This window comes from Methylobacterium sp. 142-1Y, from assembly GCF_057747795.1.
Genome location: NZ_CM173224.1, coordinates 1,285,061 through 1,299,939, shown reverse-complemented (window position 1 = coordinate 1,299,939; position 14,879 = coordinate 1,285,061). Strand labels below are relative to the sequence as shown.

Here is a 14,879-nt window from a genome sequence, read left to right as displayed (position 1 = left end):
TCAAGTAGACGATGCGGCGCTCGGCGCCCAACCCTCCCCCCACGGAACGCGGGCTTGCCCGAGTTCCGCATCCCTATGCCCAAGTCGGGCAAGCCCGGCTTGGGGTGGGGGAGGGTGGCGAGCGGAGCAAGCCGAGAGAGGGGCAGCGCGACGATGCAGGACGTGGCGTCCTTCATCGCGGTCGCGACCTCTCCGGAAACGGCGTCCCCTCTCCCGCCCCGCATCCGCGGTGCACCCTCCCCCGCAGAGGGGGGAGGGGTATAGCCGTCGCGCTCACATATGCAGAGCGCGCTTTTCCACCGCGAGGGCGGCTTCCTTCACCGCCTCGGTCAGGGTCGGGTGGGCGTGGCAGGTGCGGGCGATGTCCTCGGAGGAGGCGCCGAACTCCATCGCCACCGCGACCTCCATGATGAGGTTGCCGGCATCGGGCCCGACGATGTGGACGCCGAGCACACGGTCGGTGGACGCATCCGCCAGCACCTTCACGAAGCCGTCGGTGGTGTGGTTCACCTTGGCGCGGCCGTTCGCCGTGAACGGGAACTTGCCGATATTGTAGGTGATCCCGTCCTTCTTCAGCTCCTCCTCGGACTTGCCGACCGAGGCGACCTCCGGGGTGGTGTAGACCACGTTCGGGATCACGCCGTAATTCACGTGGCCCGCCTTGCCGGCCAGGATCTCGGCGACCGCGACGCCCTCGTCCTCGGCCTTGTGGGCGAGCATCGGGCCGGCGATCACGTCGCCGATGGCGTAGAGGCCGGTGACGTTGGTGGCGTAGCGGTCGTCGGTCTGGATCCGGCCCTTGTTGTCGAGCTGGATGCCGACCGTATCGAGGCCGAGACCCGCGGTGTAGGGCGTGCGGCCGATGGCGACGAGGACCACGTCGGCCTCCAGGGTCTCGGCGGCACCGCCCGCGGCCGGCTCGACGGTGACCTTGGCACCCTCGCCGCTGCGCTCGACGCCGGTGACCTTCTGCGACAGGCGGAACTGGATGCCCTGCTTCTGCAGGATGCGCTGGAACTGCTTGCCGACCTCGCCGTCCATGCCCGGCAGGATCCGGTCGAGGTACTCGACGACGGTGACCTCGGAACCGAGACGCCGCCAGACCGAGCCGAGTTCGAGGCCGATCACGCCGGCGCCGATGACCACGAGCTTGCCCGGGACCTTGGTCAGGTCGAGGGCGCCGGTCGAGGAGACCACGACCTCCTCGTCGATCGTCACGCCCGGCAGGTTGGCGACGTCCGAGCCCGTCGCGATGACGACGTTCTTGGCTTCCAGGATCTGGTTGCTGCCATCCTCCGAGGTGACCTCGACCCGGCCAGCGCCGGCCAGCCGCCCGGTGCCCTGGAAGGCGTCGATGCCGTTCTTCTTGAGCAGGAACGCGACGCCCTTGGTGTTGCCGTCGACGCCCTCCTGCTTGAACGCCATCATCTTAGGCAGGTCGAGCTTCGGCTCGCCGACGGTGATGCCCAGCACGGGCAAGTGCTTGGTCACCTCCTCGAACGCCTCGGAGGCGTGGAGCAGGGCCTTCGAGGGGATGCAGCCGACATTGAGGCAGGTGCCGCCATGGGTCGGGCGCTTCTCGACCACGGCAGTCTTCAGCCCGAGCTGGGCGGCGCGCAGGGCGCAGACATAGCCGCCGGGGCCGGTGCCGATGACGACGAGATCGTAGGAGGACATTCTGGACTCGCGAGGTTGGGAGCGGCGGGCCTCACGGGCAAAGCCGCCGATGACGTGGATGGGGTGAGGAGAGTTAGCGGCCGCCCGAGATCGTGAGCGTCGTGCCGGTGGCGTAGGAGGCCTCGTCCGAGAGAAGCCACATGATCGCCGCGGCGACCTCGTCGGCGGTGCCGGCGCGCTTCATCGGCACGAGCGGGCTCAAGCGCGCCAGCCGGTCGGGCTGGCCGCCGCTGGCATGGATTTCGGTCTCGATCAGCCCGGGGGCGACGCCGGTGACCCGGATCCCCTCCTCGGCGACCTCGCCGGCGAGCCCGGTGGTGAAGGTGTCGATGGCGCCCTTGGACGCCGCGTAATCGACGTACTGGTTCGGCGCGCCGAGGCGGGCGGCCACCGAGGAGAGGTTGACGATGACGCCGCCCTGGCCGCCATGCCGGGTCGACATCCGCCGCACCGCCTCGCCGGCGCACAGGAACGAGCCGATGACGTTGGTGGTCATCATCCGGTGGAGCCGGGCGAACGTCATCTCGTCGACCCGGGCGGCGTAGTCGACCACGCCGGCATTGTTGACGAGGCCGCCGAGCGTGCCGAGGCCGTCGGCGGCCTTGAAGAGCGCCGGGATGTCGGCCTCGACCGCGACGTCGCTCCTGACGGCGAGAGCGGTGCCGCCGGCTTCCTCGATCTCCCGCACCAGGGCGTCGGCGGCGTCCTTGGCCGCGACGTAGGAGAAGCAGACCCGCCAGCCGGCCCGCGCGGCGCGCAGGGCGACCGCCCGGCCGATGCCGCGGCTGCCGCCGGTGACCACCAGGACCTTGTCCGTCATTGCCGTGCTCCCCGATGACGAGAGACCCCTCCCCCAGGCGACGAAGCTATCCGGGAGGAAAAAAGAGGCGCGGGCTTCCCCTCTCCCCGTGGGCGGGGAGAGGGCTGTGTTCCCGTTCAGGGAATACAGCAAGCGCAGGCGCAGCCGGAGCGAGGGTGAGGGGGTATCTCCGGATGTGGCTCCTCCGGATATACCCCCTCACCCTCGCGGCGAACCTGCGGTTCGCAGCTCGCTCCGTCGACGACAAGGTCGCCGGAGCCCTCTCCCCGCCCGCGGGGAGAGGAGGAAACCCGCGCCACTCTCGTCACGCAAGTTTTCCGAAGGCCCCTCCCCCGGGTGGGGCAGGGGCTCTGGTTTCAGCCGAACCTCAGAGGTCGAGCACGAGGCGCGCCGGGTCCTCCAGGGCCTCCTTGACCCGCACCAGGAAGGTCACGGCCTCCTTCCCGTCGACGATCCGGTGATCGTAGGACAGGGCGAGGTACATCATCGGCCGCGCCTCGATCTTGCCGTTGCGCACGACCGGGCGCTCCTCGATGCGGTGCATGCCGAGGATGCCGGATTGCGGCGCGTTGAGGATCGGGGTCGACATCAGCGAGCCGTAGATGCCGCCGTTGGTGATCGTGAACGTGCCGCCCTGCATGTCCTCGATCGACAGCTTGCCGTCGCGGGCCTTGCGGCCGAAGCTGGTGATGGCCTTCTCGATGCCCGAGATCGACAGCCGGTCGGCGTCGCGCACCACCGGCACGACGAGACCCTTGTCGGTGCCGACCGCGATGCCGACGTGGTAGTAGTTCTTGTAGACGATGTCCTGGCCGTCGATCTCGGCGTTCACCGCCGGCACGTCCTTCAGGGCGCCGATCACCGCCTTGGTGAAGAAGCCCATGAAGCCGAGCTTGGCGCCGTGCTTCTTCTCGAACACGTCCTTGTATTGCTGGCGCAGGGCCATCACCGCGCCCATGTCGACGTCGTTGAACGTCGTCAGCATCGCGGCGGTGTTCTGCGCGTCCTTGAGGCGCCGGGCGATGGTCTGGCGCAGCTTGGTCATGCGCACCCGCTCCTCGCGGGAGGCATCGTCCGGCGCGGACGGGGCGCGGGCGACCTGCGGGGCCGGGGCCGGGGCGGGAGCCGAGGCGCCGGACGAGATCGCCGAGAGCATGTCGCCCTTGGTGACGCGGCCGTCCTTGCCGCTGCCCTTCACCGACGACGGATCGACGCCGGATTCCTGGGCCAGACGCCCGACGGCCGGGCCGTTGTCGCCGGCCGAGTGACCCTTCGGGGCGGCGTCGCCGTGGCTGCCGTACGAGGCGGACGAGGACTTGGCGGGCGCCTCGGCGGCAGCCTTCGGGGCCTCCTTGGGAGCCTCGGCCTTCGGAGCCGCGCCGTTGCCGGCGGAGGCGCCGCCCTCGACGATCGAGCCCAGCAGCGCGCCGGGCTCGACCGTCTCGCCGTCCTTGGCGACGATGTCGCCGAGCTGGCCGGAGGCCGGGGCGTTGACCTCGAGGGTGACCTTGTCGGTCTCGAGCTCGACCAGCGGCTCGTCGGCCTTCACGGTGTCGCCGGGCTTCTTGAACCAGCGGCCGATCGTGGCCTCGCTCACGGACTCGCCGAGCGTCGGGACGCGGATTTCGGTGGCCATGTCTTCCGTCAGGGTTGGGGCGGTGGGGTGCCCGGAAAAGGATCAGGCGGCGCCCCGGAAGGGGCGCCGGTGACGAGGGATCAGACCGCCAGGGCCTCGTTGAGGAAGGCCTGGAGCTGGTCGAGGTGCTTCGACATCAGGCCGACGGCGGTCGAGGCCGAGGCCGGGCGGCCGACGTAGCGCGGGCGCTTGGAGGCGGAGCCGGCCTGGTTGAGGACCCATTCGAGGTAGGGGTCGACGAAGGCCCACGAGCCCATGTTCTTGGGCTCCTCCTGGCACCACACCACCTCGGCGTTGCGGAACCGGGAGATCTCGGTGGCGAGCGACTTCAGCGGGAACGGGTAGAGCTGCTCGACGCGCATCAGGTACACGTCGGAGATGCCGCGCTTCTCACGCTCCTCGTAGAGGTCGTAATAGACCTTGCCCGAGCAGAGCACGACGCGCCGGACCTTGTCGTCCTTGACGAGCTTCACGCCGTCCTGCGCCTTCTCGGCGTCGTCCCACAGCACCCGGTGGAAGGTCGAGCCCTCGGCGATGTCGGCGAGCGCCGAGACCGCCCGCTTGTGGCGCAGCAGCGACTTCGGGGTCATCAGCACCAGCGGCTTGCGGAAGTCCCGCTTCAGCTGGCGGCGCAGGATGTGGAAGTAGTTCGAGGGCGTCGTGCAGTTGGCGACCTGCATGTTGTCCTCGGCGCACATCTGCAGGTAGCGCTCAAGACGCGCCGACGAGTGCTCCGGACCCTGGCCCTCGTAGCCGTGCGGCAGCAGCATCACCAGGCCCGACATGCGCAGCCACTTGCGCTCGCCGCTGCTGATGAACTGGTCGACCACGACCTGCGCGCCGTTGGCGAAGTCGCCGAACTGCGCCTCCCACAGCACCAGGGAGTTCGGCTCGGCGAGCGAGTAGCCGTACTCGAAGCCGAGCACCGCCTCCTCCGAGAGCATCGAGTTGATGACCTCGTAGCGGCTCTGGCCGTCCTTGATGTGGTTGAGGGGCGTGTAGCGCTCCTCGTTCTCCTGGTCGATCACCACCGAGTGGCGCTGCGAGAAGGTGCCGCGCTCGACATCCTGGCCCGACAGGCGGACCCGATGGCCTTCCGTGAGGAGCGAGCCGAAGGCGAGCGCCTCGGCGGTCGCCCAGTCCAGGCCCTCGCCGGTCTCGATCGCCTTGGCGCGGTTGTCGAGGAAGCGCCGGATGGTGCGGTGCAGGTGGAAATCCTGCGGCACCGTGGTGATGGCGTGCCCGATCTCCCGCAGGGTGTCGGCCGGCACGCCGGTGCGGCCGCGGCGCGGGTCGTCCTCGTCCTCGCGCACCGCCTTCAGGCCCGACCAGCGGCCGTCGAGCCAGTCGGCCTTGTTGGCCTTGTAGGCGGTGGCGATGTCGAACTCGCTGTCGAGGGTGGCGCGGAACTCGGCCTTGCGGTCCTCCAGCTCCTTCTGGCTCAGCACGCCGCTCTCGGTCAGCCGCTTGCCGTAGGTCTCCAGCGTCGAGGGATGCTTGCGGATGATCTGGTACATCTTCGGCTGGGTGAACGCGGGCTCGTCGCCCTCGTTGTGGCCGAAGCGGCGGTAGCAGAGCATGTCGATCACGACAGGCTTGTGGAACTTCTGCCGGTACTCGGTGGCGATCTTGGCCGCGAAGGTGACGGCCTCGGGGTCGTCGCCGTTGCAGTGGAAGATCGGCGCCTCGACCATCTTCGCCACGTCGGACGGATAGGGCGAGGAGCGCGAGAAGCGCGGATCGGTGGTGAAGCCGATCTGGTTGTTGATGATGAAGTGGATCGAGCCGCCGGTGCGGTGGCCCTTCAGGCCCGACAGGCCCAGGCACTCCGCCACCACGCCCTGGCCGGCGAAGGCGGCGTCGCCGTGGATGAGGAGCGGCAGCACGGTGGTGCGCTGCTCGTCGCCGGTCTGGTCCTGCTTGGCGCGCACCTTGCCGAGCACCACCGGATCGACGATCTCGAGATGCGAGGGGTTGGCGGTCAGCGACAGGTGGACGGTGTTGCCGTCGAAGGCCCGGTCGCTCGAGGCACCGAGGTGGTACTTCACGTCACCCGAGCCCTCGACCTCGGCCGGGGAGGACGAGCCGCCCTTGAACTCGTGGAAGATCGCCCGGAAGGGCTTCGACATCACGTTGGCGAGCACGTTGAGGCGGCCGCGATGGGCCATGCCGAGCACGATGTCGGTGACGCCGAGCGCGCCGCCGCGCTTGATGATCTGCTCGAGCGCCGGGACCATCGCCTCCGAGCCGTCGAGGCCGAAGCGCTTGGTGCCGGTATACTTGAGGTCCAAAAACTTCTCGAAGCCTTCGGCCTCGATCATCTTGTTGAGGATCGCCCGCCGGCCCTGCTCGGTGAACGAGATCTCCTTGTCCTTGCCCTCGATGCGCTCCTGGATCCAGGCCTTCTCCTCCGGATCCGAGATGTGCATGAACTCGACGCCGAGCGTCTGGCAGTAGGTCCGCTCCAGGATCGCGACGATCTCCCGGATGGTGCCGAATTCGAGGCCGAGCACGTTGTCGAGGAAGATCGGGCGGTCCCAATCGGACTCGGCGAAGCCGTAATGCTGCGGGTGCAGTTCCTCGTGGTCGCCGCGCGGCTGGAGGCCGAGCGGATCGAGCTTGGCGTGGAGATGGCCGCGCATGCGGTAGGCGCGGATCAGCATGATCGCGCGGACCGAATCCTTGGTGGCCTGGAGCACGTCGGCCGGGGCGACGGGCTGGCCCTTGGCCTCCTGCTTCGCCTTGATCTTCTCGCCGACCGCCTTCTCGACCTGCGCCCAGTTGCCGTCGAGCGCCGAGACGATCTCGCCGTTGGCGGCGATCGGCCAGTTCGGCTTCGCCCAGGACGCGCCCTCGGCGTTCTTGACGACGATCGCGCTCTCCTCCTTCAATCCGGAGAAGAAGCTGCGCCACTCGGGATCGACCGCGTTGGGGTCCCGGGTGTAGGTCGCGTAGAGCTCCTCGATGTAGTCGGCGTTGCCTCCGTAGAGGAACGAGGTTCCGAGGAGGGCGTCGTTCGCGTCCTGGCGTGCCATGGCGATCTGTCTATCCGCGCTGGTCGATCGGGGGCCGGCTTCTCTCCCTCAGTTGAGGCGGGAGGATGGCGGGGGATCGACGGTGGGGGCGTCCGGTCTCACCGGACGCGAGGATGTCTTACGCACTCAAGAGAGTTGACGTTTGCTTGCGATATGGGTGCGGAACCGGAATTCCGCACGCCACGCCTGCCATGCGCGAGGCGAAGGGCTTTTTAGCCCTTCAGGACCTCGACCAGGGTCTTGCCGAGACGGGCCGGCGACGGCGAGACGCGGATGCCGGCCTCCTCCATCGCGGCGATCTTGTCCTCGGCGCCGCCCTTGCCGCCCGAGATGATCGCGCCGGCATGGCCCATGCGGCGGCCGGGAGGGGCGGTGCGGCCGGCGATGAAGCCGACCATCGGCTTCTTGCGGCCGCGCTTGGCCTCGTCACGGATGAACTGCGCCGCCTCTTCCTCGGCCGAGCCGCCGATCTCGCCGATCATCACGATCGACTCGGTCTTGTCGTCACCTAAGAACATCTCCAGCATGTCGATGAACTCGGTGCCCTTGACCGGGTCGCCGCCGATGCCGACCGCCGTGGTCTGGCCGAGGCCCTCGTTGGTGGTCTGGAACACCGCCTCGTAGGTCAGCGTGCCGGAGCGCGACACGATGCCGACCGAGCCCGGACGGAAGATGTTGGCCGGCATGATGCCGATCTTCGACTCGCCGGCCGTCACGATGCCGGGGCAGTTCGGGCCGATCAGGCGCGACTTCGAGCCTTCGAGCGAGCGCTTGACGCGCACCATGTCGAGGACCGGGATGCCTTCGGTGATGCAGACGATCAGCGGGATCTCGGCGTCGATCGCCTCGCAGATCGCGTCGGCGGCGCCCGGCGGCGGCACGTAGACCACCGAGGCGTCGGCGCCGGTGGCGTGACGGGCTTCCTTCACGGTGTCGAACACCGGCAGGCCGAGATGGGTCGCGCCGCCCTTCCCCGGCGAGGTGCCGCCGACCATCTTGGTGCCGTAGGCGATCGCCTGCTCGGAGTGGAAGGTCCCGTTCTTGCCGGTGAAGCCCTGGCAGATGACCTTGGTGTTCTTGTCGATGAGGATGGACACGTGCGATCTCCGGAGATCTGCATTCTGGGATGGGCGGTGCGGCTCAGGCGAACCGAGCCTCAGGGGATGCACCGCGCCTGAGAAACTGCGCCGAGGGAGAGCCCGATAGCCGAGCCCCGCTCACGAGAAGGGCGCCCTCGCGGGCGCCCTGCCCTCCTCAGCCCTTGCGCACCGCCGCGACGATCTTCTGCGCCGCGTCGTCGAGGTCGTCGGCCGGGATCACGTTGAGGCCCGAGGAGCGGATGATCTCCTTGCCCTTCTCGACGTTGGTGCCCTCGAGGCGCACCACCAGCGGAACTTGCAGGCCCACGGTCTTCACGGCCGCGATCACCCCGTTGGCGATCACGTCGCACTTCATGATGCCGCCGAAGATGTTGACTAGGATGCCCTTCACGTTCGGGTCGGCGGTGATGATCTTGAAGGCCGCGGTGACCTTCTCCTCCGAGGCGCCGCCGCCGACATCGAGGAAGTTCGCCGGCTCCTCGCCGTAGAGCTTGATGATGTCGAGCGTCGCCATGGCGAGACCCGCGCCGTTCACCATGCAGCCGATCGTGCCGTCGAGCGCGATGTAGGCCAGGTCGTACTTCGAGGCCTCGATCTCCTTCTCGTCCTCCTCGGTGATGTCGCGCAGCTGCACGATCTCCGGGTGGCGGTAGAGGCTGTTCGAGTCGAACGAGATCTTGGCGTCCAGGCACTTCAGGTGCCCGTCCTTGGTGACGATGAGCGGGTTGATCTCCAGCATGCTCATGTCCTTGGCGGTGAACGCCCGGTAGAGCTTGGTGGTGAGGTCCTCCGCCTCCTTGGCGAGCGGGCCGGTGAGGCCGAGCGCCTTGGCGACCGCGCGGCCGTGATGCGGCATCACGCCGGTGGCCGGGTCGACCGAGAAGGTGATGATCTTCTCGGGCGTGTCGTGGGCGACCTGCTCGATGTCCATGCCGCCCTCGGTCGAGACCACGAAGGCGACCTTGCCGGTCTCGCGGTCGACGAGCATCGACAGGTAGAACTCGGTCTCGATGTCCGAGCCGTCCTCGATGTAGAGGCGGTTGACCTGCTTGCCGGCCTCGCCGGTCTGCACCGTCACGAGGGTGCGGCCGAGCATCTGCTCGGAGAAGGCCTTGACCTCCTCGACCGACTTGGCGAGGCGCACGCCGCCCTTCTCGCCGGCCTCGGCCTCCTTGAACTTGCCCTTGCCGCGCCCGCCGGCATGGATCTGGGACTTCACGACCCAGAGCGGGCCACCCAGCTCGTTGGCGGCGGCCTCGGCCTCGGAGGCCTTGAAGATGGCGCGGCCGTTCGAGACCGGCAGGCCGAACTCCTTGAGGACGGCCTTGGCTTGATACTCGTGGATGTTCATGGGGCGACAAGCTTTCTGAAAGTCAGGCGGGGCGTGCGTGCAGAGGCGGCGCGGGGAAGGCCCCCGCGCCGCCCGTGTCAAGCGTTACGCCAGCGCGCCGTTGATGCCCTTGCATGCCTCGACCAGGCCCTTCACGGAAGCGACCGACTTCTCGAACATCGCCTTCTCCTCAGCCGTGAACTCGACCTCGACGATGCGCTCGACGCCGTTCTCGCCGATCACGATCGGCACGCCGATGAACAGGCCGTCGACGCCGTACTGGCCGGTGAGGTGGGCCGCGCAGGGCAGGACCCGCTTCTTGTCCTTGAGGTAGCTCTCGGCCATCGCGATCGCCGAGGCGGCGGGCGCGTAGAAGGCCGAGCCGGTCTTGAGCAGGTTGACGATCTCGCCGCCGCCCTTGCGGGTCCGCTCGACCATCGCGTCGAGCTTCTCCTGGGTGGTCCAGCCCAGCTTGACGAGGTCGGGCAGCGGCACGCCGGCCACCGTCGAGTAGCGCACCAGCGGCACCATGTCGTCGCCGTGGCCGCCGAGCACGAAGGCGGTGACATCCTCGACCGAGACCTGGAACTCCTCGGCCAGGAAGTGGCGGAAGCGGGCCGAGTCGAGCACGCCGGCCATGCCGACGATCTTCTTCGGGTCGAGGCCGGAGAACTTCTGCAGCGCCCACACCATCGCGTCGAGCGGGTTGGTGATGCAGATCACGAAGGCGTTCGGGGCGTGGGTCTTGATGCCGGTGCCGACCGCTTCCATCACCTTCAGGTTGATGCCGATCAGGTCGTCGCGGCTCATGCCGGGCTTGCGCGGCACGCCGGCGGTCACGATCACCACGTCGGCCCCGGCGATGGCGCTGTAGTCGCTGGCGCCGGAATACTTGGCGTCGAAGCCGTCGACCGGGGCCGACTCGGCGATGTCGAGGCCCTTGCCCTGCGGCACGCCGTCGGCGATGTCGAACAGCACGACGTCGCCCAGCTCCTTGAGGCCGGCGAGGTGCGCGAGCGTGCCGCCGATCTGTCCAGCGCCGATGAGCGCGATCTTCTTGCGTGCCATGTCAGAACCGATCCTTCGCGGTGTGGTGGAACCGTCGTGGGCCGGGGTCCGCTCGCGAGGAGCCCGCGCCGGCGGGTGCCTCTTTGGCGAAAAAAGCCGGGGCCGACAACCCGAGGGCCCGGCACGAGGCGCCAAGGCGCCGCCGCGGCCGCGTTCAGGGGCCGTCACACGACCAGAAACTTCCTTTCTGATCAATGCTTTGCCCTGAACTCCGACCGATTGTTACATTTTCGATAGTTTGTCAGCGCCGCTACAGCGTGCCGATGCGCAGGATTCGCAGCATCGCCCGGATGACTGCGCCGAGGCGGGTCTCGATCAGGTCGCGGGGCATCTCGGCGTCGAGCTGGATCGAGACCGGGTGCAGGAAGCGGTGGCTGGTGTCAAAGATGAAGGCGATGCCGCGCTCGCGGTCGCGCAAGGAGAATGTGCCGGCATTCATCCCCTCCTCGATCACCCGCTCGACCAGCTGGCGCAGGCGGCCGCGATGGCGCCGGGCGATCGGCCGGGACTCGACCGTGGCGTCGCGGTGGACGGCGAACAGGTGCGGGTCCCGCGCCAGCACCTCGCGCTGCATCGAGGCGAGCGCCAGCAGCAAGCGTTCGAGCTTGTCGTCGGCGGGGTCCGGCGCATCCGCGATGGCGCCGAGTTCGGCCTCGACCTCGCGCAGCCAGCGGCCCGCCACCGCATCGACGAGGGCGGTCTTCGACGGGAAGTAGCGGTAGACGTTGGCATGCGTCATGCCTGCCTCGGCCGCGACCCCCACCACCGTGACCTGCCGGTGGCCGAGCCGGCGCAGGTGGTCGGCCGCGATGGCAAGCAGCCGCGCGTCCGCCGAGGGTGGCACCGGCCGGGCGCGGGCGTTCGGGCCGGGGGAGCTTGAGCCGGGATAGTTCGGGCCCGTTGAGAACGGCGGGTCCGCCGGATGCGTCTCGTCGCGGGTCTGGGCGCCGGGGCGGCTGCGGGGCATGGAACTCGAAATACAGTCAGGATCGACGGCGCGACGATCCCTCCAGGGTAGCGGCCGGTCGGCGCCAGGAGAAGCCCCGCTCCGGCGCCTTGGAGCCGCAGTCGTCAGACCCTGTAGCGCCGGTGCAGGCTCGACACCACATCCTCCGCCAGCCCCAGCCGCTCGGCGAGATAGGCGAGATACAGTTGGTTGACCCTGCGGCGCTGGTCGACGGCGAGCAGCGAGGCGACATAGGCGTAGGCGCCGAGATCGGCGTCCAGGATCGCGTCGAGGAGGTCGCCGAGCGCCAGCGGCGCGGCGAGCGCCTTGTCGAGGCGCTGGCGCTCGGCCTCCGCGGCGCTGATCCGGGCCAGCGCGTCGCGCACCGGGGCCGGGTCCTGCCGCCGCCCCTGCGCCAGGAACGCCGCCGCCATCGCCTGGATGACGAGGTCGCGCTGCGCGGGCTCCAGCACCCTGAGGTTCAGGGTCAGCGGCACCAGGGTCTGGTGGCGGTTCTGCAGGAAGGCGTGCAGCACCTTCTGGCTCAGGGCCTCGGTCACCACCGCATCCGCCCGGCCGGCCCGCCGGTCGCGCCGCGAGGCCCGGACCGGAGCGGCCGGGTCTTGCGCCGGGCCTTGCACCTCCTCGGCCGGATCGCCGCCGCCGAAGGCGCGGGTGAGGAAGGCGAAGCTCATGCGGGATTCCGGGCCGGACCTTTCAAGTCCCGCATCAACGTGCGACCGCGCGCCGGGCTCCACCTCCCCTCCCCGCTCCCTGCGTTGCGGGCCCGCCCGCCCGTGGCTAAAGCCGGCCCGGACCTCGCGCGGGAGCACAAACGCCATGCAGACCTTCGACTCGGACGGCGTGCCGATCGCCTATCTCGACGTCGCCCCGGCCGAGGGCGCGGCCGAGCCGATCCTGCTGATCCACGGCTTCGCGTCGAACCACGCCGTCAACTGGGTGAACACCTCCTGGGTGCGCAGCCTGACCGGAGCCGGGCGGCGGGTGATCGCGCTGGACAATCGCGGCCACGGCCGCAGCGGCAAGCTCTACGAGCCGGAGGCCTACGGCTCCGACCTGATGGCGGAGGATGCCCGCCGGCTCCTCGACCACCTGGAGATCCCCCGCGCCGACGTGATGGGGTACTCGATGGGCGCGCGGATCACCGCCTTTCTGGCGCTCGGCCACCCGGATCGCGTCCGCTCGGCCGTGCTCGGGGGTCTCGGCATCCACCTGGTCGAGGGGCGCGGGCTGCCCGCCGGCATCTCGGACGCGATGGAGGCGCCGTCGCGCGACGCGGTCACCGACCCGACGGCGCGGATGTTCCGGGTCTTCGCCGAATCGACCGGCAGCGACCTGCGGGCGCTCGCCGCCTGCATGCGCGGCTCGCGCCAGACCCTGTCCCGGGCCGAAGTCGCGCAGATCGAGGTGCCGGTGCTGGTGGCGGTGGGTACCACCGACACGGTGGCGGGGTCGGGCCCGGCCCTCGCCGCCCTGATCCCGGAGGCCAAGGCCCTCGACATCCCCAACCGCGACCACAACCTCGCGGTCGGCGACAAGGTGCACAAGGCCGGCGTGCTGGAGTTCCTGGCGGGGCGGCCCTGACGGGGCGTCGGCCGGAAGCGTACTCGAACCCCTCCCCCCTCTGCGAGCTATCGTATTCACACATCTCGATTTGAGCGCCTCTCCATTTGAGAATAGCGCGCTTCTCCTCCCCACAACTTGCAGCGATACCGGGCAAGCCCGGGATCGCCGGGGGGAGGGGAAAGCGCGCATATTTACAGTGAGTTAGCTCTCAAGAGAGAAGCATGAAGCCACTAGAGCGTGTTATGAACCTATGACGTAGCGTGAGCGTTGAGGGGCATGAGTGCTGATCGCCCCGCCTATCCGTCCGACGTGTCCGATGAAGAATGGGCGCTGGTTGCCCCCTATCTGGCGCTGCTGCGCGAGGACTCGGGTCAACGCGACCACGAGTTGCGCGAGGTGTTCAACGGGCTGCGCTACATCGTGAAGACCGGTGCGCCGTGGCGGTTCATGCCCCACGACCTGCCGCCGTGGGCGGCGGTCTACCAGCAGACCCAACGCTGGCTTTCCGCCGATTGCTTTGGCGCGGTGGCGGGCGACCTGCGTGCTGTGTTGCGGGAAGCGGCGGGGCGCGAGCCGGAGCCGTCTGCGGTGATCCTGGACAGCCGGACCCAACGCTCCTCGCCCGAGAGCGGTGAGCGGGCGGGCTACGACGGGGCCAAGCGCAAGCGCGGCTCGAAGGTGCACCTGGCGGTGGACACGCCCGGGCATGTGGTGGCGCTGCACGTCACGCCGGCGAACGTGGACGACCGCAGCCAGGTTGGGGCGCTGACGTGTGCGGTGCAAGCGGAGACGGACGGGAGCGTGGAGACGGCGTTCGTCGATCAAGGCTACACGGGCGAGAAGCCGGCGAAGGCCGCCGACGCGAACGGCATCGCGTTGGAGGTAGTCAAGGCGCCCGAGGCCAAGCGCGGCTTCGTGCTGCTGCCACGCCGGTGGGTGGTGGAGCGCTCGCTGGCCTGGGCGGCGCGCTGCCGCCGGCTGGTCAAGGACTACGAGCGCTATGCCACCACGTTGGCAGGCATCTACATGATCGCCTTCGTCTGCGACATGCTCAGCAAGCTTGGACGCATCGTAAACAGTTCATAACACGCTCTAGCCCGCAGAGGGAGGGTTCGCGTGCGGCGGTCATCCTTCCGCGTCGCACAGACGGATTGCAAGTCGATCGGTTGTGCGCAAAACAATAGGGTAGCTGCGCGCCCCGGAAGAGGGCGCGCGCCCCGGGAGAACGCCATGCCGATCGACGCCAACAAGGATCTCGCCCGCGCCTACTTCACCGCCTTCCTCGACCGCGACGAGGCCTGGTGGCAGCGGCACATCGCGCCGGACTTCGTGCGGCACGATCCCGGGCTGAACTTCACGGTGCGCGGCCCCGAGGGCGTGGCCCGGCTCGGCGAGGTGCTGCATGGCGGCGTCACCGAGATGACGTTGCCGATCGACGAGGTGATCGCCGAGGGCGACCGGGTGCTGGTGCGCCTGCGCTTCCGGGGCCGCCATACCGGCGACCTGATGGGACTGCCCGCCAGCGGCCGCAGTATCGACATCGCGGTGATGGACCTGTTTCGCATCGTCGACGGGCGCCTCGTCGAGCATTGGGCGCTGCTGGACAATCTCGGGATGCTGAAGCAGGTCGGCGCCCTCCCGGCCTGATCCCCATCCCTCACCACCCGTCAGCCGGGAGCC

Annotated in this window: 12 protein-coding genes; 3 read left to right on the top strand and 9 right to left on the bottom strand. The window is 69.0% G+C overall.

Annotated features, from left to right (window positions below; all coding sequences use genetic code 11):
• Positions 1 to 273: 273 nt before the first annotated feature.
• The 9 genes from lpdA to AC3AOF_RS06025 all read right to left on the bottom strand — a co-directional run bounded on the left by lpdA (position 274) and on the right by AC3AOF_RS06025 (position 12,307).
• Entirely contained in the window at positions 274 to 1,677 is a 1,404-nt protein-coding gene (lpdA, locus tag AC3AOF_RS06065; protein ID WP_488347955.1) for a dihydrolipoyl dehydrogenase, read from the bottom strand.
• Positions 1,678 to 1,750: 73 nt separating this feature from the next.
• On the bottom strand, positions 1,751 to 2,497 hold the full coding sequence (locus AC3AOF_RS06060; protein ID WP_488347954.1) for an SDR family oxidoreductase: 747 nt from the start codon (positions 2,495 to 2,497) through the stop codon (positions 1,751 to 1,753).
• 367 nt (positions 2,498 to 2,864) lie between these two features.
• Positions 2,865 to 4,133, bottom strand: coding sequence for a 2-oxoglutarate dehydrogenase complex dihydrolipoyllysine-residue succinyltransferase (odhB, locus tag AC3AOF_RS06055; protein ID WP_488347953.1), 1,269 nt, complete (start codon positions 4,131 to 4,133; stop codon positions 2,865 to 2,867).
• An 80-nt stretch (positions 4,134 to 4,213) separates the two neighbouring features.
• On the bottom strand, positions 4,214 to 7,168 hold the full coding sequence (locus AC3AOF_RS06050) for a 2-oxoglutarate dehydrogenase E1 component (protein ID WP_236991625.1): 2,955 nt from the start codon (positions 7,166 to 7,168) through the stop codon (positions 4,214 to 4,216).
• 212 nt (positions 7,169 to 7,380) lie between these two features.
• Positions 7,381 to 8,265: a succinate--CoA ligase subunit alpha gene (sucD, locus tag AC3AOF_RS06045; RefSeq protein ID WP_236991626.1), complete on the bottom strand. Its 885-nt coding sequence runs from the start codon at positions 8,263 to 8,265 to the stop codon at positions 7,381 to 7,383.
• Between the two features lie 157 nt (positions 8,266 to 8,422).
• On the bottom strand, positions 8,423 to 9,619 hold the full coding sequence (gene sucC / locus AC3AOF_RS06040; protein WP_236991629.1) for an ADP-forming succinate--CoA ligase subunit beta: 1,197 nt from the start codon (positions 9,617 to 9,619) through the stop codon (positions 8,423 to 8,425).
• 84 nt (positions 9,620 to 9,703) lie between these two features.
• Positions 9,704 to 10,666, bottom strand: a complete 963-nt coding sequence (gene mdh, locus AC3AOF_RS06035) for a malate dehydrogenase (protein ID WP_488347952.1) — start codon at positions 10,664 to 10,666, stop codon at positions 9,704 to 9,706.
• A gap of 250 nt (positions 10,667 to 10,916) precedes the next feature.
• Entirely contained in the window at positions 10,917 to 11,633 is a 717-nt protein-coding gene (locus AC3AOF_RS06030) for a TetR/AcrR family transcriptional regulator (protein WP_236991630.1), read from the bottom strand.
• A gap of 104 nt (positions 11,634 to 11,737) precedes the next feature.
• Positions 11,738 to 12,307 (bottom strand): DUF533 domain-containing protein, encoded by a 570-nt coding sequence (locus AC3AOF_RS06025; RefSeq protein WP_236991631.1) that lies wholly within the window; start codon positions 12,305 to 12,307, stop codon positions 11,738 to 11,740.
• 145 nt (positions 12,308 to 12,452) lie between these two features.
• Here AC3AOF_RS06025 and AC3AOF_RS06020 point away from each other — a divergent pair, with 145 nt between their 5' ends.
• From AC3AOF_RS06020 to AC3AOF_RS06010, 3 genes are all read left to right on the top strand, one after another.
• Positions 12,453 to 13,217, top strand: a complete 765-nt coding sequence (locus AC3AOF_RS06020; protein ID WP_236991632.1) for an alpha/beta fold hydrolase — start codon at positions 12,453 to 12,455, stop codon at positions 13,215 to 13,217.
• A gap of 258 nt (positions 13,218 to 13,475) precedes the next feature.
• Positions 13,476 to 14,285 (top strand): IS5 family transposase, encoded by an 810-nt coding sequence (locus AC3AOF_RS06015; RefSeq protein WP_488347240.1) that lies wholly within the window; start codon positions 13,476 to 13,478, stop codon positions 14,283 to 14,285.
• 144 nt (positions 14,286 to 14,429) lie between these two features.
• Positions 14,430 to 14,846 (top strand): ester cyclase, encoded by a 417-nt coding sequence (locus AC3AOF_RS06010; protein WP_236991633.1) that lies wholly within the window; start codon positions 14,430 to 14,432, stop codon positions 14,844 to 14,846.
• Positions 14,847 to 14,879: the final 33 nt, after the last annotated feature.